The 20,517-nt window shown below is 65.4% G+C and carries 15 protein-coding genes; 3 read left to right on the top strand and 12 right to left on the bottom strand.

The window, feature by feature from the left end; translation table 11 throughout:
- Positions 1 to 142: 142 nt before the first annotated feature.
- From ACQGNJ_RS13840 to ACQGNJ_RS13820, 5 genes are all read right to left on the bottom strand, one after another.
- Positions 143 to 3,544 carry a DEAD/DEAH box helicase family protein gene (locus ACQGNJ_RS13840; RefSeq protein WP_426689833.1) on the bottom strand — a complete coding sequence of 1,134 codons (3,402 nt, stop codon included), beginning with the start codon at positions 3,542 to 3,544 and terminating at the stop codon, positions 143 to 145.
- Complete coding sequence (locus tag ACQGNJ_RS13835; RefSeq protein WP_426689832.1) at positions 3,541 to 4,404, bottom strand: nucleotidyl transferase AbiEii/AbiGii toxin family protein; 864 nt, start codon at positions 4,402 to 4,404, stop codon at positions 3,541 to 3,543. Before ACQGNJ_RS13835 ends, ACQGNJ_RS13840 begins: the two co-directional genes overlap by 4 nt.
- Before the next feature lie 24 nt (positions 4,405 to 4,428).
- A complete protein-coding gene (locus tag ACQGNJ_RS13830) occupies positions 4,429 to 5,043 on the bottom strand; it encodes a type IV toxin-antitoxin system AbiEi family antitoxin domain-containing protein (protein WP_426689831.1) in 615 nt (204 codons plus the stop codon).
- Positions 5,044 to 5,220: 177 nt separating this feature from the next.
- A complete protein-coding gene (locus tag ACQGNJ_RS13825) occupies positions 5,221 to 6,393 on the bottom strand; it encodes a restriction endonuclease subunit S (protein WP_426689830.1) in 1,173 nt (390 codons plus the stop codon).
- On the bottom strand, positions 6,390 to 7,973 hold the full coding sequence (locus tag ACQGNJ_RS13820) for a class I SAM-dependent DNA methyltransferase (RefSeq protein WP_426689829.1): 1,584 nt from the start codon (positions 7,971 to 7,973) through the stop codon (positions 6,390 to 6,392). Before ACQGNJ_RS13820 ends, ACQGNJ_RS13825 begins: the two co-directional genes overlap by 4 nt.
- A gap of 172 nt (positions 7,974 to 8,145) precedes the next feature.
- On the opposite strand from ACQGNJ_RS13820, the gene ACQGNJ_RS13815 reads away from it, so the two are divergent.
- Positions 8,146 to 9,945: a M24 family metallopeptidase gene (locus ACQGNJ_RS13815; protein WP_426689828.1), complete on the top strand. Its 1,800-nt coding sequence runs from the start codon at positions 8,146 to 8,148 to the stop codon at positions 9,943 to 9,945.
- Positions 9,946 to 9,998: 53 nt separating this feature from the next.
- Here the strand turns inward: ACQGNJ_RS13815 and ACQGNJ_RS13810 are convergent, their stop codons facing one another.
- The 5 genes from ACQGNJ_RS13810 to ACQGNJ_RS13790 form a co-directional block, all read right to left on the bottom strand.
- Positions 9,999 to 10,949 carry a PLP-dependent cysteine synthase family protein gene (locus ACQGNJ_RS13810; protein ID WP_426689827.1) on the bottom strand — a complete coding sequence of 317 codons (951 nt, stop codon included), beginning with the start codon at positions 10,947 to 10,949 and terminating at the stop codon, positions 9,999 to 10,001.
- Between the two features lies 1 nt (position 10,950).
- Positions 10,951 to 11,292, bottom strand: a complete 342-nt coding sequence (locus ACQGNJ_RS13805) for a carboxymuconolactone decarboxylase family protein (protein WP_426689826.1) — start codon at positions 11,290 to 11,292, stop codon at positions 10,951 to 10,953.
- 35 nt (positions 11,293 to 11,327) lie between these two features.
- Complete coding sequence (gene lipA, locus ACQGNJ_RS13800; RefSeq protein ID WP_426689825.1) at positions 11,328 to 12,317, bottom strand: lipoyl synthase; 990 nt, start codon at positions 12,315 to 12,317, stop codon at positions 11,328 to 11,330.
- A 105-nt stretch (positions 12,318 to 12,422) separates the two neighbouring features.
- Complete coding sequence (locus ACQGNJ_RS13795) at positions 12,423 to 15,131, bottom strand: putative bifunctional diguanylate cyclase/phosphodiesterase (protein ID WP_426689824.1); 2,709 nt, start codon at positions 15,129 to 15,131, stop codon at positions 12,423 to 12,425.
- A 112-nt stretch (positions 15,132 to 15,243) separates the two neighbouring features.
- Entirely contained in the window at positions 15,244 to 16,020 is a 777-nt protein-coding gene (locus ACQGNJ_RS13790; RefSeq protein ID WP_426689823.1) for an iron-containing redox enzyme family protein, read from the bottom strand.
- A 218-nt stretch (positions 16,021 to 16,238) separates the two neighbouring features.
- Here ACQGNJ_RS13790 and ACQGNJ_RS13785 point away from each other — a divergent pair, with 218 nt between their 5' ends.
- The gene (locus tag ACQGNJ_RS13785; protein ID WP_426689822.1) at positions 16,239 to 16,559 is read left to right on the top strand and encodes a hypothetical protein; all 321 of its coding nucleotides are present in this window, start codon (positions 16,239 to 16,241) and stop codon (positions 16,557 to 16,559) included.
- 98 nt (positions 16,560 to 16,657) lie between these two features.
- Here the strand turns inward: ACQGNJ_RS13785 and ACQGNJ_RS13780 are convergent, their stop codons facing one another.
- Together ACQGNJ_RS13780 and ACQGNJ_RS13775 are read right to left on the bottom strand one after the other, a co-directional pair.
- On the bottom strand, positions 16,658 to 17,422 hold the full coding sequence (locus tag ACQGNJ_RS13780) for a hypothetical protein (RefSeq protein ID WP_426689821.1): 765 nt from the start codon (positions 17,420 to 17,422) through the stop codon (positions 16,658 to 16,660).
- A 223-nt stretch (positions 17,423 to 17,645) separates the two neighbouring features.
- Positions 17,646 to 18,074 (bottom strand): VOC family protein, encoded by a 429-nt coding sequence (locus ACQGNJ_RS13775; protein WP_426689820.1) that lies wholly within the window; start codon positions 18,072 to 18,074, stop codon positions 17,646 to 17,648.
- A 202-nt stretch (positions 18,075 to 18,276) separates the two neighbouring features.
- Here ACQGNJ_RS13775 and ACQGNJ_RS13770 point away from each other — a divergent pair, with 202 nt between their 5' ends.
- Positions 18,277 to 20,502 carry a penicillin acylase family protein gene (locus tag ACQGNJ_RS13770; protein WP_426690059.1) on the top strand — a complete coding sequence of 742 codons (2,226 nt, stop codon included), beginning with the start codon at positions 18,277 to 18,279 and terminating at the stop codon, positions 20,500 to 20,502.
- Positions 20,503 to 20,517: the final 15 nt, after the last annotated feature.

The raw sequence follows: 20,517 nt of genomic DNA, 5'->3' as shown, positions 1-20,517 counted from the left end.
AAAGCAGCCGTGCTGGAAATTAGGCATTTTAGCTGCAGAAGCGCTTCACTGCGAGCCATTCGCACGCCAAATGTACGAAATGATTCATCTACGCCCGCCCGGAGCCACCGTTCCGCCCCGGCCCCCTGGAACGAGGTGCCATTCAGGCGGCCATCGCGTTCGACCGTATATGCGCAAGCACACCGACCAGCTCGTCCACCTGTGCCGAGGTGAACAGCTTGTCCGGTCCCTGTGGCGCGATGTCGATGAACGGCGACTCGTAGAGCAGCGCCGCCTCCATCACGCCGTGCTCGGTGAGGTGATTGACGATCAAGTTGAGAAACTCGATCTGGCTGGCATTGAGCGCCTTGCCCTCCAGGAAGCCGCCCAGCGCCTGCTTGGCCGCTTCGCGGTCCATGCCCACCAGCATCCGCACGAACAATCCCAGCCCCTGCGCCTCCTGCCCGGCCCGTTTCAGCTCAGCGGCGTTGCCGACACCGCTCGCAGCCAGCATGCGCTCCAGTTCGACGAGGTCGGCGGCAGTCAGCGCCTTGTTCATGCGCAGCTTGTGGATCGCCAGGTGGTCCTGGTGCGCGCGCAGGAAGTGCCGGGCCTTGAGCCGGAAGCGGGTGAGGTCGCCGTCCGTGAACACGCCCGGCAGCTCCACCACGGCCTCGTCGCCCAGTTCGTCCTCGAAATCGGTGTACAGCGTCTTGCGTTCGCGCTTGTCGATAAGCCGTACCAGCAGGCGCAGACGCAGGCGCAGCACCTCCAGCATCGGTACGGTCACGTCCTGCCACCAGCTCTCGTCCTGCACGTCATGGATCAGCTGCAGCTGCTCACGCACCATCGGGATGGCAGACTTCTCCTCCAGCAGGCCGGCGATCGTGCGAACCTGATCGCGCATGCGCACGAAGCCGGGCTCCTTGCGCAGCAACACCAGCTGCAGGTTGAGCAGCAGCAGGTCGAAGCGCCGCGCCTCCTCCGGTTCACTGTCCTGTGCCGACGGCAGGCCAGCGACCTGCGCGCCCAGCTCACTGATGGCGTCCGCGTCCAGGCGCAGCCAGGCGTCGGCCTTGGCATAGGTCTCGACCAGCCGCCGTTGCGGCCGCACCACAAAGTTGTCCAGGTTCATCGCCGCCACCTCGGCATGCAGCAGGCCGCTCAGGGACTGGCGCAGCTCGGGCAGCGACGGCGAAGCATAGGACGGCGGTTGTTCGGCGGCGCCGCCGGCCAGCGCAACGTCGAGCATCCCGATCAGCTCCAGCCGCCGCTTGAACAGGCGTGCGCCCAGGCTCTCGCCCAAGCTGCCCTCGGTCGATGGCAGGTCCTGACTGAAGAACTCCAGGTTCTGGCAATAGTCGAACACGTAGAAAAAGCGCTTGTCCTCCCCGGGTGCGAACAGGTCCGGGCACAGCCGGGTGCCGCGCCCCAGCATCTGCCAGAACTTGGTCCTGGAGCGCACCGGCTTGAAGAACACCAGGTTCACCACCTCGGGCACGTCAATGCCGGTGTCGAGCATGTCCACCGAGATGGCCAGGTGGGGCGCGCGCTCCTTCTTCGAGAAGTCGTCGATCAGGCTTTGCGCATACTCGGTCTTGAAGGTGATGACGCGAGCGAACTCACCCTTGTAGTGCGGATAGTTGGCGTTGAAGCGGTCGGCGATGAAGTCGGCATGCTTCTGGTTCTTGGCGAACAGGATCGTCTTGCCCAGCCGGTCGCCGCCGGCCACCTTGAGCCCGCGCGTCATCAGGTGCGCCAGCACCTTGTCCACCGTGTCCTTGTTGAACAGCCAGCGGTTCATCGCCTCGGCGCTCACGCTGTCGGGTGGATCGCCGTCTTCCTCGTCCCACTCCAGCGCGTCCCACTGGTCCTTCTCGTTTTCGCTCAACTCGTCGTAGCGGATGCCTTCGCGCTGGTATTTCAACGGCACTGACACCGGCTCCGGCGGCACCAGGAAGCCGTCGCGCACCGCCTCTTCCAGCGAATAGGCATCGGTGGGCACGCCGTTTTCCAGATCGAACAGCCGGTAGGTATCGCGGCTCACCTCGTCGCGCGGGGTGGCGGTCAGGCCCACCAGCAACGCGTCGAAATACTCGAAGATCGCGCCGTACTTCTGGTACACCGAGCGGTGCGCCTCGTCGATGACGATCACGTCGAAATGACCCGGGCCGAAGCGCTTGTGGCCGTCGTCGCGCTCGTCGATCAAGCCCATCATGGTCGGGTAGGTCGACACGTAGACGCGGCCCTCGGTGTCCTTCTCGGTCACCAGGTTCACCGCGGCGGCATCCGGCAGAAACTTCCTGAACTGCCCCGCGGCCTGGTTCACCAGCGCCACCCGGTCGGCCAGGAACAGCGCCCGCTTGACCCAGTTGCAGCGCATCAGCACATCCACCAGGGCGATCACCGTGCGGGTCTTGCCCGAGCCGGTGGCCATCACCAGCAGCGCCTTGCGCTCGTGGTCGCGCTCGAACGCCTCGCCGATGCGGCGGATCGCACGGGTCTGGTAGTAACGCTCGACGATATGGCTGTTGACCTCGGCGGTGGCCAATGGCTGCCGCGTGCGACGGCGCTGGATCGCCAGTACCAGCTCGGCCTGCGTGTAGAAACCCTGCACCTGCCGCGGTGGATAGTTCAGGTCATCCCACAGCCAGTGCTGGTAACCGTTGCTGTAGAAGATCAGCGGGCGCTGGCCGAACTGCTGCTCCAGGCAATCGGCATACAGCTTCGCCTGCTGCTGGCCCACCCGCGCATCGCGGCGGGTGCGTTTGGCTTCCACCACCGCCAGCGGCAGGCCATCGTCGCCCCACAGCACGTAGTCGACAAAGCCCTTGCCCTGCCCGTTTGGCATGCCGGCCACTTCGAACTCGCGGTCGCGCGGCTGATCCAGCGCCCAGCCCGCCTCGCGCAGCAGCAGGTCGATGAAGGCATCGCGGGTTTCGGCCTCGGCATAGTCGTGCGTGTCCGGCTGCGCCGCGGCCGCCTTGCGCGCTTCGTCCACCTGCGCGCGCAGGCGCGTGAGTTCCTCGTCCAGCGCCGAGCGGTCAGCCAGCAGCGTCGACAGCTTCTCGTCGCGCTCGTGCAGTCGGGTTTCCAGCGTCTGCAGCTGCGCCACCGTCTGCGCCGGCACCGGCGTGGTTTTCGGCAAAGTCGCCGGGCTGAAACGCAAGCCCGGCTCCGGCCGGCCGCTGCGACCGTAGGTCCGCGCCAGCCAGTACGTCACATGAAACAGCTCGCGTACCGCGGTCACCGCGTCGGCGGCGGCGATCGGCCGCGTGCTGTGCACCGCCTGGTTGCCCAGCGTCACGACCAGCCGCGCCTTGGTGAATACCGCCTCGCCGGCGGCGGTCTTGAAAGTCGGCTCATGCAACAGCGCACTGAGGTTGTCCTGATAGGGCAGCTTCAGCGCCGGGTCGTGCTTGTACGCCCACGCCACCGCCAGCTCCAGCGCTCGCCGCGCATAGAAGCAGGCGGTGCGCGGATCGGGATACGCCAACGCCTCGGCGCGCATCGCGGCCGAAGCGACCTGCGGCCATTCCGTCGTCAGAAACACGAATTGACTCACGCCGACAGTCCCCTTGCCATGTCCAGCGGCTGCGCCAGCGCAGCCCGCAGTTCCGCGATCACCTCCGCCAGCGCGGGCGCGTCCAGCCGATTCTTGCGCAGAAACGCCTGCCATTGGCGCTGCTTGCCCGCATCGGTCGCAAAAAGATCCGACAGCCCCGCTGGCCAATCCACCGGCAACGCCGTGTCGCGGCGCGCGAACGTGGCAGCGATGGCGCGCGCCAGTTGCCCTGCGTCCAGTGTGCCTTCGCCCAGCAGCAGCCACAGATCGAAGTAGTCTTTCAGCCGCGTGTTGGCCATGCCGAGCAGGCACAACGCCTGCAGCTTCTCGGCGCATACGGTGTATTTCGGATAGGCGCGCAGCTGCGGTGCGGGCATGTCATCCAGCAACACCGGATACGTCACCTCCAACGCCGCCGGCGTCACGACATCGCCAAAACCCACGTCCACCTGCAGGACCAGCACCGCACCATCCAGCGTCGCTTGCATCTCAATGCGTACACCGCCGTAACCGACCTGCTTGCGGATCACGCCGCCGCGCACCGAATCGGCATCGAACAGCATGCCGTCAGCGCAAGCCACCGCGCACACGTCGCGGAACACCGTCACGACCGAGTCGACATCGTCGGCACCGAAACCAAGCAAATCGGCATCACGCGTGGGTCGATGCGGCAGCTCGTGCCACAGCAGAAACAGCAGTGCGCCCTTCAACAGGAAGTTCGGTGCATGCGCCGACACCGACAGCCGATACAGCAGCCGCTCCAGCCCATAGCGCGTCAGCAGCAGGTTGTAATCGCCATCAGTGGCGTCGGTGCGGTTCTTCAACCGCGCACGGACGGAGGCCGCCACGTTTCGGCTCATGCGTGGTTCCCCCTGAAACCAGCGTCACGCACCCAGCGCCTCCAGATACGGGCGCATCACGTTGTGCACCCGGTCGATGGTGGCGCAGCGCCACAGCTCGTCCATCGTCAGTTTGCGCGCGCGCCAGGCCTCGCCCAGCGCCTCCAGTGCCACGTCCAGACCAATCTTGTTGCGGTATTTGAAGCAGTCCGCCACGGTCTTGGCCGGGCTGAAAACACGGACGCTGACGCCGTCCACCGCTACCCGCTCGATACCCTCGGTAAGCGCGGCGCCGGACATGCGTACCACCCGCAGCGCCGGCTGCTTGAAACGTGGTGACGGCATGGTCTGCGGAATCGCCAGCCACACCTCGAACGGTGCCTGGGTGCCGATCTCATGGAAGCGCAGCGCCGACAGCAGACACACCACGCCCTGCGGTACACGGATAGCCACCTCGGCCAGCGAACGATGCGCGCTGATCGCCTGCTCCGGCAGGCTGTACACGCCGCGCGCCACCCGCTGCAGCTGGCCCGACGCCACCAGCCGGCTCAGCGTCATCGTCGACAGCCCATGCGCGGCCAGATCGCGCGCGCGCAGCAGCGGCTGCTTGCGCGCCAGCTTCATCACCTGTTGCTCGTGGTTGAGGGGCGGCTTGACCATGAGGCGCAGCATGTTGCGTTATTTATGCAAATGTCAACAGTTGCTGTCAATTTGCAACAAACGGCTGGCGGCCAGCGCCTCGCAGACGCCGTGTCCCGCGTCGCCATTACCCGGTTCGCGTTCCATGGTTACGGTAGTCACGCACAAGTACCGAAAATCCGGAACAGCTGACCGACCTCAGAGTTCGCCGCGGAACGCGCGGTGCTGCAGGCTGGTGAACAGGGCGTCGAGTTCGGCGAGAGCGGTGCGTTGGGTAGTCTTGAGGGCTTCGATGGCGGTGATGCGCCGGGCGAAGGTTTGCTGGAGGGGGAGTGGTGGAACATTGATCCGGAAGCCGGACACATCCTTCTGATTGATGCTGGCCTGATTTACGGCCTGCTTGGCGGCGACGCCTATCTGACCTTTGATAAAGCCGCTTTGCAGGAACGCGACGACATACGATGACAGCGCGATCTCGTGGTTGACGCTGAATCGCATCATGTTCGACTCGAACACGACCGGCTCAGGTAACGCCGGAATGATGGCGCTCTTGCCAAGGTATTCCATGCTGTTTACGCGGTTGATGACGACGTCACCCTCACGCAGACCGTAAGTTTCAAGTTCGGCTGGCGAGACTCTCAAACGCTTGAGCGCGTCCAGCCGGGTCACTACGCCGTCATAAAAGGCATCGATCCGTAGAATCGGAGTGCCTGAACCGTATTCGCTCGAATGTTTGTAGAGGCCGTTCTGGAATCCATCAACAACAATATTCCCGAGATCCATTCGAGGTAACTGCTTCGGGTTGATCGCCGGATCGCCGAACATGTCGAGGAAGATGGATTGGGTGAGGCTGTCGAGTTGGGCGAGTGCGGCGCGGCGCTTGGCGCGCAGCGCCTCCGCCCGATCCAGCACTTCCGCAATTCGCCGCTGCTCCTGGAAAGATGGCAGTGGGATCCGAAATTCGGCGAGAACGCGCGGACTCAGACGCGGCAGATTCGCACCAGTAGCGCGAGAGTTCGCAAAAGCAACCATTGCTGGCTGCAACAAGAAGTGTGCGAGGTAATTCCGGTCCAGTTTCTCCCCCGCAAGTACGGGTAGGATGTCCGTACTGCAGATCCCGCCGAAACTTGGCCGTGCAATTTTGGCGAGGTACGGTCGAAGCTTTCCGTAGAGAACGTGGCGATCCGTAAAAGCAAACTTATTGCTGGCGAGCTCACCTTCATCAACTTCGCGCACGCCGACAAACTTACCTCCGGACTCAATATTTTCCAGGCCGACGTATATCGTTGCGTTCTCGATTTCAGCCGCGGCCACGGCGTTGCGCTCAATGGTGGCGACTTCATGGAGCGGTACGCTCTTCCACGCACTCACTTGAGCATCCCCTCCAACTCCTTCATCCCCTGTGCAATCTCCGCCTCCAGCGTCGCCAGCTCGGCCAGGATTTCCTGCGGCGGACGATGCGCAACCTCCTTCTGCACCACTTCCTTGTAGCGGTTGAGGCTGAGATCGTAGCCCTGCGCGGCGATATCGGCCTTTGGCACGCAGAAGCTCTGCGCGGTGCGCGGGCGCTGGCGTTCACTGGTATCGCGGTGTGACCAGCGGGCGAGGATGTCGGGCAGATTGTTTTTGGCGTGGTCGTCAGGCGTCAACGGCACTGGATGCCCGCTTCCACGGGAATGACGATCAAGGGCGGGAAACACGCCCAGCTTGTCGTCGTCCAGCAGCGGGTTGCGCTTGTCGTCCAGGCTCCAGCCATCGGCCTGCATGTCGTAGAACCACACGTGGTCGGTGCCGCCGGCGTGGGTCTTGGTGAACAGCAGGATTGCGGTGGAGACGCCGGCGTAGGGTTTGAACACGCCGCCGGGCAGCGAGATCACCGCGTCCAGCCTGTGCTCTTCCACCAGCCGCCGGCGCAGTTCCTTGTGCGCCTTGCTGGAGCCGAACAGCACGCCGTCGGGCACGATCACCGCGGCGCGGCCACCGGTTTTCAGCAGGCGCAGGAACAGCGCCAGGAACAGCAGCTCGGTCTTTTTGGTCTTGACGATGTCGAGCAGGTCCTTGGCGGTGTTCTCGTAGTCGAGGCTGCCGGCGAACGGCGGGTTGGCCAGCACCAGGGTGTAGGCCTCCTCGTCGGCGGCGTTCTCCTGCGCCAGCGAGTCGCGGTAGCGGATGTCCGGGTTTTCCACGCCGTGCAGCAGCATGTTCATGCTGCCGATGCGCAGCATGGTGTTGTCGAAGTCGAAGCCGTGAAAGGCGTGGCGATGGAAGTGTTCGCGCTGTCTGGCGTCGTGCAGCAGGTTGGGGTTTTGTTCGCGCAGGTATTCGCCGGCGGCGACGAGAAAACCGCAGGTGCCGCTGGCCGGATCGCAAATGCTGTCGCCCGGTTGCGGTGCGGTCATCGCCACCATCAGCTGGATGATGTGCCGCGGCGTGCGGAACTGGCCGTTCTGGCCGGCGCTGGCGATCTTGCCGAGCATGTATTCGTACAGGTCGCCCTTGGTGTCGCGATCCTCCATCGGGACCTGGTCGAGCAGGTCGACCACCTTGGCCAGCAGCGCCGGAGTGGGAATGGTGAAGCGCGCGTCCTTCATGTGGTGCGCGTAGGTGGAGCCGTCGCCGCCCAGGGTGCGCAGGAACGGGAACACGTGCTCGCTGATCACGGCGTACATCTCGGCCGGCGCCGCGTTCTTGAAGCGCGACCAGCGCAGCGCATCGTAGGCGAGCCCGCCGCCCTTGCCGAGGCCGTCCTTGCCCTCGGGAAAGATCCGCCGTTCGATCGGCTGGTTCAGCCGGTTGGCCTTGTTCTCGGCCAGCAGTTGCAGGTCATCCAGCCGACGCAGGAACAGCAGGTAGGTGATCTGCTCGATCACTTCGATCGGGTTGGCGATGCCACCCGACCAGAAGGCGTTCCAGATGGCGTCGATCCTGCTGCGCAGTTCACCGGTGAGCATGGGGAGGCATTCCTTGAATCGCGTGCAAAGACGCCAAGCATACGGGTTGGCGGCGCACATGATGAGGGGCAGCGATTCGCGCCGGCCCTGCCCTGCCCCGCCACGCCCGGGGTTCCGTCAATGCCGTGTCGTGCCGCAAGAGCGGCGCGCCGCGCCCTGTTAATATCGGCGGATGAACAACCCCATCCCCGCCCGTCTTGTCGCCCTGCGCGCGGCCATGCAGCAGCATGGTGTGGCCGCTGTCCTCGTTCCCAGCGCCGATCCGCACCTTTCCGAGTACCTGCCCGCCCACTGGTCGGCACGCGAATGGCTGTCCGGTTTCAGCGGTTCGGCGGGGACCCTGATCGTGGCTCGGGACGAGGCCGGGCTGTGGACGGATTCACGCTATTTCTCCCAGGCCGAGCAGCAACTGGCCGGCAGCGGCATCCGCCTGATGAAGTTGCGCGTGCCGCATACGCCCGAACACCTGCAGTGGCTGCAGCAGCATCTGCAGCAGGGCGACGTGCTGGCGGTGGCCGGCGACAGCATCGCCGTCACCACGCGCACGCAGATCGAGCGCCACCTGGCCGAAGCCGGCGCCACCCTGCGCACCGACCTGGACCTGCCCGGCGCGATCTGGGCAGACCGGCCGGCGCTGCCGCAGTCGCCGGTGGTCGAGCACGACCCGGCCTATGCCTGCATCACGCGCGCCGACAAGTTCGGTCGCCTGCGCAAGGCGATGCACAAGCTGGGCGCCACCCATCACCTGATTTCCAGCCTCGACGACATCGCCTGGTTGACCAACCTGCGCGGCAGCGACGTGGAGTGCAACCCGGTCTTCCTGGCCCACCTGCTGGTGCAGGCAGAGCAGCACGCCACGCTGTTCGTGGGCCGCGCCAAGCTCAACGACGCGGTGGTCGCGCAACTGGCTGCCGACGGCATCGGCATCGCCGATTACGCCTCGGTCAGCTCCGTGCTCAACGAACTGGGCGCGACCGATCGCCTGCTGCTGGACAGCGGCCGCGTGGTCGACGCGATTGCCGCCGCCATTCCGCCTGGCGTGACGCGGATCGACGCGGCCAATCCCAGCACTGCCTTCAAGGCGGTGAAGAGCGCGGACGAACTCGAACACATCCGCGACGTGATGCGCCGCGACGGTGCCGCCCTGGTGCGCGGCTTCCGCCGCCTCGAACAGCGGCTTGCCGCCGGCATGACGGTCACCGAGCTGGACGTGGACAGCCTGCTGCGCGAAGAACGCTCGGCGCAGCCGGGCTGGGTCGGCGAGAGCTTCGCCACCATCGCCGGCTACCAGGCCAACGGCGCGTTGCCGCATTATCGCGCCACCGCCGAATCGCACAGCACGTTGCAGGCCAAGGGCTTGCTGCTGGTCGATTCGGGCGGGCAGTACCTCGGCGGCACCACCGACATCACTCGCGTGCTTGCGCTGGGCGAGACCACCGCCGAACAGCGACGCGATGCCACCCTGGTGATGAAGGGCATGATCGGCCTGTCGCGGGCGCGCTTCCCCAAGGGCGCCAGCGGTCCGCAACTGGATGCGCTGGCGCGGGCACCGCTATGGGCGGCCGGGATGGATTACGGTCACGGCACCGGCCATGGCGTGGGCTACTTCCTCAACGTGCACGAAGGCCCGCAATCGATTCGCCCGCCCGTGGCCGGCGGCGCACTGGTGGCGCTGGAGCCGGGCATGATCAGCTCGATCGAACCGGGCCTGTACAAGCCCGGCCGGCACGGCATCCGGCACGAGAATCTGGCGGTGGTGGTCGAGGCCGAGCAGACCGAGTTCGGCGAATTCCTCGCTTTCGAGACGCTGACCATGTGCCCGTTCGATCGCCGCGCACTGGAGCCGGGCCTGCTCAATCCGGAAGAGCGCGCGTGGCTGGACGACTACCACGCCGGCGTGCGCGCAGCGCTCAGTCCGCTGCTGGACGATGCCGACCTGGAGTGGCTGAACCGCCACTGCTCGCCGCTATAGCGAAATCCTCCTGCCGGGCGGGCACTGCCCGCCCCACGGAAGCTCGTACCGGTTCAGCGGAAGTGCGTCGCGTCGACCTCACCGACCGACGGTTGCATGAAGTACTCATGCAGGTACTTCTCGCCTTCGTCGCAGAATGCCGTCACCACGGTCTTCAGCTCGGGGAAATTCTGCCGGATCCGCTTGGCCGCCAGCAGGTGCGCGCCCGAACTGGGTCCGCAGAACAGGCCATGGCTTAGCGCCAGCCGCTTCATCTCGGCCACCGCGTCGACGCTGGATACACTGAGCACCTCGTTCACCAGGCCGGCATGACGCTGGAAGATGCCAGGCACGAAGCCGTCGGAAATGCCCTCGATGGTATGCGTGGCGATTTCGCCGCAGAGGATCGTGCACGATTCGGACGGCTCCATCGCGAACAGCCGCACGTTCGGGTTGACCGCGCGGAACGCCTGGCCGACGCCGATCAGAGTGCCACCGGTGCCAACGCCAAGCACCAGTGCATCGGGTAACTGGCCGGCGGGCAGTTGTGCCAGAACTTCCGGCCCGAGGATCAAGCGATTCTCCTCCACATTCCACTCCGACTCGAACTGGGCCGGCGCGAAATGGCCCGGCAGCTGGCCGAGTTCGCGAGCGCGCTGCAGGGCCTCGTTGACGTGGAAGTTGCCGCAGAACAGCACCTCGGCGCCGAACGCGCGCGAAATCGCCACGCGTTCGCTGGACAGTCCCTCGGGCATCACCACCAGCATGCGGTAACCCTTGACCGCCGCCACCATCGACAGCGCGTTGCCGGTATTCCCGCTGGTCGCCTCGACGATGGTGTCGCCGGGCTTGAGCAGACCTTCCTGTTCGGCCCGCTCGATCATGTACTTGGCGATGCGCGCCTTGATCGAACCGGAGGGATTGAGGAACTCGAGCTTGGCGTAGACGCCTTCGATCTCCAGCAACGGGGTGTCACCCACCGCATCGAGGATGCTGCGCGACACCGTGGCAAAGCGCGTGGCCATCTCAGACCGCCTCGTGCGCGTGTTGCATTACGTCCAGCGCCAGGGTGGAGTGCGCGTACGCGCCGCCCGCGCGCATCTCGGCGGCGACCCAGATCGCTTCCATGATCTGCGGCTCGCTGGCCCCCTGCTTCAAGGCTTCGGCGGTGTGGCCCTTGATGCAGTACGGACATTGGGTAACGTGCGCGACCGCGACCGCGATCAGTTGCTTGGTGACGTTCGGCAACGCGCCGTCGGCAAATGCCGCGGCACTGAACGCCTTGAACGCCTTCAGCGGTTCCGGCGCCAATTCACGGCGCTTGTGCGCCAGTTCCACGGTGGAGGACGGATACATCGGATGTTCCATGACGACACTCCTTGCAGGTGACCGGCCGCATGCTGCTAGACACCCAGCTGCAGTCCGAGGTTGTTGTGCTCCAGCACGCGTTCGGCGCGATAGCTCGAACGCACCAGCGGCCCGGCGACCGCCTCCAGGAAACCCTTGCCGAGCGCCAGTTCGCGGTAGTGCCGGAACTCGTGCGGCGTGACGAAACGCTGTACCGGCAGGTGATGCGGGCCGGGCCGCATGTACCGACCCAGGGTGACCACGTCGACACCGGCGCCGCGGATGTCGTCCAGCGTGCGCTCGACCTCCGCATCGGTCTCGCCCAGGCCAAGCATCAGGCTGGTCTTGGTCAGCGTCATCGGCGCATGTTGCTTGGCGAGGGCCAGCACGCCGAGCGTCTGCGCGTAGCCGGCGCGCGGATCGCGCACGGGATGGGTCAACCGCTCCACCGTCTCGATGTTTTGCGCACAGACCACCAGGCCGGCGTCGAGCACCGTGGCGACCGCCGCGAGATTGCCGGCGAAGTCCGGGGTCAGCGCCTCCACTGCGGCCTGCGGTGCGCGCTGGTGGATCGCCTGCACGCAGGCGGCGTAGTGCGCCGCGCCGCCGTCGGCCAGGTCATCGCGATCGACCGAGGTCAGCACCACATACTTCAGCCCCATCAGCGCCACTGCGTCAGCGACCTGCAACGGCTCCAGCGGATCAAGCCAGCCGTTCGGGTTGCCGGTGCTGACCGAGCAGAACTTGCACGCGCGCGTGCATACCGAGCCCATCAGCATCAGCGTGGCAGTGCCGCGCCCCCAGCACTCGGCGATGTTCGGGCACTTCGATTCGGCGCATACGGTATTCAGCTTGTGGCTGCGCACGATCTCGTGCACCGCCTCGTACTGCGCACCGCCCGGCAGCTTGACCCGCAGCCACGGCGGCTTGCGATCGACATCCGGCACGCCGCTGGCCGCATTCGGACGGATGCCGCCCTTGACCGCACGGGTGCCTTGCGGGCTGACGTAATTGCTGCCGTCGGGAACGGGTTCGCTGGAGGACATGAGGTGCGCGGCCTGGAGAACTCCATGCAGTCTCCCGCGACATCCGCCCGGACGCCCTGATGCATATCAAGGCACCTGGGGCGGCCCCGTGCGCGGTGCGCCGGATCAGCTGCGCTTGGGCGGCACCAGCTTCAGCCGCGCGGGCACCGGCGGCTGGTTCGGACACAGCAGGTGACGCACCTCATCCGGCTGCAGTGGGCGCGAATACAGATAGCCCTGACCCTCGATACAGCCACTGCGCAGCAGGAAGTCGTGCTGGGCCTCGGTTTCGATGCCTTCGGCGATGGTCACCAGCCCGAGGCTCTTGGCCATCACCAGCATCGCCTCGGTGATCGCCGCATCGTTGGCATCGCCGGGCAAGCCGGTGACGAAGGAACGATCAATCTTCAGATAGGCCACCGCCGGCAGCTTCAGATACGCCATCGACGAATAGCCGGTGCCGAAATCGTCGATCGCCACCTCGATGCCCAGGGCATGCAGGGTCTGCATGGTGCGTTCGATCTCGTCGCCGAGGCGCAGCATCGCGCTCTCGGTGATTTCCAGCAGCAGACGGCTTGCCGGCAGCTGCCGCGACTGCAGCACGCGCCTGACGCCGTCGACAAAGGCCGGGTGGCCGAACCAGCGGGCCGAGATGTTCACCGCGACCCGGATCGGCGGCACACCTGCCAGGTCCCACGCCTGGATCTGGGCGCAGGTGGTCTGCATCACCCACTCGTCGATGCGCCGGATCAGGCCCAGTCCTTCGGCGACCGGGATGAATTCTCCCGGCAGCACTTCGCCACGCTCGGGGTGTTGCCAGCGCAACAGGGCCTCCACCGCCACGATGCGCCCGCTGCGCAGTTCCACGCTGGGCTGGAACACCAGGTGGAATTCGTTGCGCGCCAACGCCTGACGCAACTCGGTGGCCAGCTGCAGGCGGCGACGGGTGTCGGCGTGCATCATCGGCGTATAGAAACGGCAGGCGTTGCGCTCCTCGGCCTTCGCCGCGTACATCGCGGCATCGGCATTGGCAATCAGCATCGCCGCGTTGGCTCCATCAAGCGGGTAGCCCGCCACCCCGATGCTGGCGCTGAGCACGATTTCGTAATCGTCGATCAGCAGCGGCTCGGACAAGCTGACCAGCAGGCGGTTGACGATCGCACGGGCGTCCTCGCGCAGGATCAGCCGCGGGATCAGCACGGTGAACTCGTCGCCGCCGATGCGTCCGGCCACGTCGCCATCGGAAAGTTGCTGGCGGATCCGCTCGGCCACCTTGACCAGCAGCCGATCGCCGATCGCGTGGCTGTAGCTGTCATTGACGATCTTGAAGGCGTCCAGGTCGATGAACAGCACCACTACCGCCAGTCGCTCGCGCTCGGCCACGGCAAGCGCCTCGGCACAGTGGCGCTCGAATTCGGCCCGATTGACCAGGCCGGTGAGCGGGTCGTGCCGGGCCATCTGTTCCAGCCGGTGCTGGCTCGCCTTGGCTTCATGAATGTCGGTGCAAACGGCGACGTAGTACTGCGGCACGCCTTCGGCATCGCGAATGGCGCTGACGCTGAGATGCTCGGGATAGCTGCTGCCATCATTGCGGCTGCTCAGCACTTCCCCGCTCCAGTTCTGCCCGGCCGCGACCTGGGCCCAGATCGACGGCGGCAGCGGTTTGCCATCCGGCAACGAACGATGCTCGTCCAGACGCCGGCCACTCAGCGCCTGGCTGGAAAAGCCGGTCAGCGCCACATGCGCGGCGTTGGTGGACAGCACCCGCCGCTCGGCGTCGGCGATGATCACGCCCTCGGCGATGCCGGCCAGCGCCTCCGCCGCGATGCGACGCTCCTGCTCCATTTTCAGGCGTTCGGAGATGTCACGAATGATCGCCTGGCGCACCGGCTGGTTGCCCCAGTTGGCCAGGCTGGTCTGCAACTCCACTGGTCGCGTGCTGCCGTGCTCGCCCAGCAGCAGATTGCTGGCGGCGCGCCCGGCCTGCTGACCGGCCATCGATTGCACGAACAGATGGACGAAGCGGTCGCCGACCAGTTCGTCGGCACTGCGCCCGGTCCAGGTCGAGGTGGTGCGATTGACGTCCAGGATGCGCCCGCTGGATTCATCGATCATCACGATCGCGTCGGCGGCGCTGTCGAACAGCAGCCGGTAGCGTTCTTCGCTGCCACGCACGCTGGCCAGGATGCGGCGCGCCATGTCCAGCCAGAGCAGCGTGGCAATCAGGCCCGCGCCGAACACGCCCCAGAACAGCACCTGGCCCATCCACACCGCGCCATCGGCGATCTTGCGCGAAAACAGCGCGCTGCGCGGCTCGATGTAGGTGTTGATCGCTTGGATGCGCTCGCGCTGGCGGGCGACTTCCGGCGCGGCCATGCTGCCGCTGGCGTAACTGGCGGCCAACGCGTTGGCAATCGTGTTCAGGTCGTGGATCGAGTCATCGGTGGAACGCCAGGCGTCCAGCGCCTCGCGCATGTAGGGCGCGCCGGAAAAATGGTGCAGCATGAAGATGACGCCGGGAATCGCAATGGTGACCGTGTTGCTGCGATGCAAGGCCCCGGCGACTTCGTCGTAGTCGTAGGTTCCGGACATGATCTGGTCGCGTGCCGAGCGATCGGCCATCAACACGTCGTAATTCTGACGATAATTGGCCAGGGCCGCCGGATCGCCGGAAACAGCGTAGTTCTCCAGCGAGATCACGCTCTGCTTCTGCGCCTTCGACCAGATGCTCTCGCCGTTGAGGAAACCGGCGAGAGCAACCTGCAACTGCAGTGCGCCCCAAGTCAGCGCCAGGATCAATACCAGCATGCCCACGAGCCCGTAGACAAGCGGCATCAATCGTCGTGACAGCGGTCGTTGCAAGCTAAGTTGCGAACTGCGCATTGCGTCCCTTGGTTCGTGATTGGCACATCACGTTCTGGCAACACACTGCCCGGAACCTGATCCGTCAGGCTGCGGCTTCGTTCAGCACATCCAGAACGCGATGCGGTTTGACGCAGCGGTCAGCGAGAATCCGCATGCTGGTGTAGCTGCGCTTGATGCATTCGCCGATGTGCGTCACTTCGTCGGCGGAGGGCTCCGTTCCCAGCAGTGTACAGACAATCTCCAGCGCCTCCCACGGGTGAGTATCGTCATAGGCGGCATGCAACTGCAGCCACCGCAGCGTACCGGCCCGGCTCTTTTCCGGAAAGCGCTCGACATAGCGCCGGTTTTCGTAGATCAATTGCGACCACTCGCCGGTGGCTCCTTCCACCGCATAGTTGGTAGCCGCGATGCCGGCAGCCAGTGTATCCCGCTTGCTGACGTCCTCGCACCAGTTGGCCAGGGTCTCGGTGCCGTGCGGCGGCACCCCATGCAGCACCTCCTCGCGTGGAATGCCCGCGCCCTCGGCCCAGTTGAGCCAGTACTCGGCATGGTTCTGCTCGACGCGGATGTTGCGCACCAGCCAGCGGCGCGCCAGGTTGTCACCGGCACTGCGTCCGAATCGCGTCTTCAGCAGGCTCTGTGCCATGTAGGCCGGAAAGCGTTCAATCACCGGCCAGATGCCGACCATGAAATTGACGGTACTTTCCCGGCCAAGGCTGCCATCGGCCATGGCCTCCCACAAGGGGTGCTCGATCACGCTGCGCTTGGTGCTCTCGCAATCGGCCACCATGTCCCGGGCCCACTGCGGATAGCTGCTCAGCTCGGTCTGCGGGCCGGTCAGTTTGAATTCGTTGTGCATTGCGTTCTCCTCGGATTGGGCGGTTCAGTGAATTACTGCGTCGTTCGACCGGCCCGGGATGTCCGATGCCGGCCGCCTTCCCGGCATGCCTGCGGCGATGACCGGAAATTCTGGATCCGCCATTCGCGGAAGGCCCTGCCTGCGGCGGCAGCGCGGTCCCTGCACCATCGGGTCGCAGCAGGGAAGTAGCCGTCGTCAGGGCGGGCGAGGAGACTACGATGCCGCAATCCCGTCGGCTTTGTCCGTTTGGAACCGTTGTGCTGCGCAACCTGGCGTGCCGTGAGAGGCCCAAGGTTCGGCCGTCCGAACCGCGCCGGGGCTTGGCGGCAGACCACCGGACCAGCCCGTTTCAGGTCAGCTCCCGCGAGCATGGGGAAGCGGAATTCGCCGACGATCTCGGCAGGCAAGCTCGCCTCGATGCCGCACGCCGCCTGGAAGAATCACAAGGCATGGTATGCCGGGACGATCAATTGCACGTCACCGCGCAGGCGCACCTGTCTCAACGGGCGTGCGAAGACCAAGCCAGTGCCTGGTCGTGACGGCTATCGGCCACCCTCCGACCACGGTTGGAGGTCCGGACTGGAACGCGAACTGGCTGGAAGGTGACGGTCATCACCGGCACCCCGCCCGCGGCAACTCAGGGCAGGCCCATTTCCGCCTCGACCTGGCGGATGAAATTGCCCATCCGGATGGAGGCCGTGCTGGTCAGGAAGATGCCCTCGTAATACGCCAGCAGAACATCCAGCCGCTCCTGGTTGAGCACGCTGGAAGCCTGGTATTCCGGCCCGGGTGGGCGGGTGATCGTCTCGACCATGTCGCCGAGCAGCCCCCGCATGTCCTCGCGGAATGCCTCCAGACCCTGCAACCAGCCGGTGTCCGGCTGATTGAGCACCAGCCTGGCCGCAGCGACGAATGCCTGCCTTCCGGCGATTTCATCGACGATGCTGTCGATGTTGTTGACGCTGCGCGGCAGCGAGACGCAGTCGGCGAATTCCAGCACCAGATACCGTTGCAGGCCCCGGTTGCGCGTGATCAGCGTCGGCAGCTTGCCATCCAGCTGGAGGTGGCTGGGACAGGTGTGGCAGGCATTGTCGACACCGCCGCTGCGGTCGCGATACGCCTGCCAGACTGCGCCGGTGCTTTCGACCAGAACCGGCCGGCCAAGCCGTTCGGTTCTCCTCACCATCTCGAACAGGGCGAGGATCCGCGCGACCGAGTGATAACGACGTTCGCCGTAGTACTTCAGCTTCTCTTCCATGGACTGCGTGGGCTGACGTCGCGTGCGGTTGCCGCTGGAGTCGACGTAGATGCGGTTCTTGCCGACGCTCGTGCGCGAGGCAATGGCATTCAGGCGACTGCGAAAGGAGCTTGCGCTCTGCCGGTAATCGATGGAGTTGGGCATGGTCGGATCCCTGGCGGGAAGGCATGACAGCGACAGCCGCCGCGGGCGGCATGGCGGACTATAGCCATGCCGCGGTCGCTTGCGTCGGCGATTTTCAGCGAAAGCGCCGCGCGGGACCAAAATACAGCCGGATCCTGCGTGGACACCCGTCATGCACCTACATGTTCATCCGGACAAATCCGGCATCTCCCCGATACGCTCCCCGGCGGCTGGCAGCGGCCGATCAATCCGTCGGCATGCTCGGCACCAGCACCATCCACGACATGCCGAAGCGATCGACCAGCATGCCGAAGCTGGAGGCGAAGAAGGTCGCCATCAGCGGCTGATGTATCTGGCCACCGGCGGCGAGCGCATCGAACATGCGGCGCGCAGCGAGATCGTCGACGGCCGAAAGCGACAATGAAAAGCCCTTGAACTCCGGCTTGCCGGCGCTGAAACCATCCGACATGAGCAACTGGGTCGAGCCGATCTGCAGGCAGGCATGCATCACCTTGTCTGCCGGTGGCTGGGTGCCATCGGGACACTGGCCGGCGCCGTCGGGCCCATCGCCGTAATGCATCAGCATGACGACCTCGGCGCCCACTGCCTGGCGGTAGAACGTGATGGCCTCTTCGCAGCGACCGTCGAAGAACACATAGGGCTGGATCTGCATGGCGTTGGCCTCGTTTGAAGATGGACAGGATGGGTCTGCAACATCGGCTTGCCTGCAAGCAACGAACGAATCAACGGGAGATCGACACCGTGCGGACCGGCGATGATCGCCGCTCCGGCTGCACGGGCTTTGCATGGATGGCCAACTAGTGATCAACTCCCCCGGACGCGGCAGCGCCAACACACCAGGGGACGGCAAGCTGATGCACGCAGACACCTTGAACACGCCTTGCCTTCCGGCACCTCGCCGGCGGCTGTCCTGTCTGTTGCTGGGCCTTTTGCTGGCTCCAGGCCTGGCCACCCGAGCGCAGGGCGCACCGGCCGACCAGGCCCGCTGGCAGCGCCAGGCGCAGGCGATCACCATCACCCGCGACGACTGGGGTATTGCCCATGTGCACGGCAGGACCGACGCCGATGCCGTCTTCGGCATGGCCTATGCGCAGGCCGAGGACGACTTCAACCGGGTCGAGACCAATTACCTGAACTCACTGGGCTGGCTGGCCCAGGCCGAGGGCGAGTCGGCGATCTGGAGCGATCTGCGCCAGCAATTGTTCATCGACCCGGTCGAATTGAAGGCGCAGTACGCGAAGAGTCCGCCCTGGCTGCAGGCGCTGATGAACAGCTGGGCCGACGGGCTGAACTACTATCTGGCCACCCATCCGGACGTCCATCCGCGGGTGATCACCCGTTTCGAGCCGTGGATGGCGCTGAGTTTCAGCGAGGGCAGCATCGGCGGCGATATCGAACGCGTCGCGCTCGAACCACTCGCGGCGTTTTACGGCAAGGACGGAGCGAAGCTGTCCAGCGTGGAAACCCCGTCGAGCTGGGTCGAGCCGACCGGATCGAACGGTTTCGCGATCGCGCCCAAGCTCACTGCGGACGGCCACGCGCTGCTGTGGATCAACCCGCACACCTCGTTCTTCTTCCGTTCCGAACTGCAGATGTCCAGCGACGAAGGGCTGGATGCCTACGGCGCGGTCACCTGGGGGCAGTTCTTCGTCTACCAGGGCTTCAACCCGCACATCGGCTGGATGCACACCTCGACCGGGGCTGACGTGGTCGACGAATTCGCCGAGACCATCGTGCCCAAGGGCGACCAGCTGTTCTATCGCTACGGCAAGGAACTGCGACCGGTCACCTCGCGCACGATCACCCTGCGCTACCGCGCCAAAGACGGCTCGATGGCCAGCCGCAGCTTCACCGCCCGCTTCACCCATCACGGCCCGATCGTGCGTGCCGCCGACCAAAAGTGGATCGCCGCCGCGCTGATGAACAAGCCGATGGCGGCGCTGGAGCAAAGCTGGCTGCGCACCAAGGCCAGCGACTATGCGAGCTACCTGCAGGTGGCGCAACTCAAGGCCAATTCATCCAACAACACGATCTTCGCCGACGACAAGGGCGAGATCGCGTACATGCACCCGCAATTCATTCCGAAACGCGACAACCGCTTCGACTACACCAAGCCGGTCGACGGCAGCGACCCGGCCACCGACTGGCAGGGACTGCATGCCCTGGACGAAGCGCCGCACCTGCTCAATCCGCCGAACGGCTGGATCATGAACACCAACAACTGGCCCTACTCCGCCGCCGGCAAGTTCAGCCCGCGGCAGCAGGACTATCCGCGCTACATGGACACCTTCGGCGAGAACCCGCGCGGCATCCACGCCACTCGCGTGCTGGATGGCGTGCGCGACTTCAGCAAGGCCTCGCTGATCACCGCCGCGTTCGACTCCTTCCTGCCAGCGTTTTCGCGGCTGGTGCCGGCCGTGGTCCACGACTACGACCTGCTGCCCGACAACGATCCGCTGAAGCCGCGGCTGGCCGGCCAAGTCGCCCTGCTGCGCGGCTGGGATTACCGCTGGGGCATTGCCTCGATGCCGACCTCGCTGGCGGTGTTCTGGGGCGACACGCTGTGGGACCGGGTGCATGCCCAGGCCGAGTCGGAACACCAGTCGGTGTATGACTACATGGCCGGCGATGCTGGCGCGAAGGCACGCCTGGACGCGCTGGCCGACGCCTCCGACCGACTGGAAAAGGACTTCGGCAATTGGGGCGTGCCGTGGGGCGAGATCAACCGCTTCCAGCGCAATGATGGCGCCATCGTGCAGACCTTCGACGATGGGAAGCCGAGCATCCCGGTGCCGTTCGTGTCCTCACGCTGGGGCTCGCTGGCCTCGTTCGGCGCCCACCGCTGGCCTGGCACCAAACGCTATTACGGTACCAGCGGCAACAGCTTCGTCGCCGTGGTCGAGTTCGGCCCCAAGGTCAGTGCGCGGGCGATCACCGCCGGCGGCGAAAGCGGTCACCCCGGTTCGAAGCATTTCAACGACGAAGCCGAGCGCTACACCACCGGCAACCTGCGCATGGTGTATTTCTGGCCTGAACAACGTCAGGGTCATGTCGAGCGGGTCTATCACCCGGGTGAATGAGGCAGGCGATCGCGC

The sequence above is a fragment of the Rhodanobacter ginsengiterrae genome (assembly GCF_050026815.1).
GTDB classification, from domain to species: domain Bacteria; phylum Pseudomonadota; class Gammaproteobacteria; order Xanthomonadales; family Rhodanobacteraceae; genus Rhodanobacter; species Rhodanobacter ginsengiterrae.
This window is presented reverse-complemented; position numbering and strand designations above follow the sequence as displayed.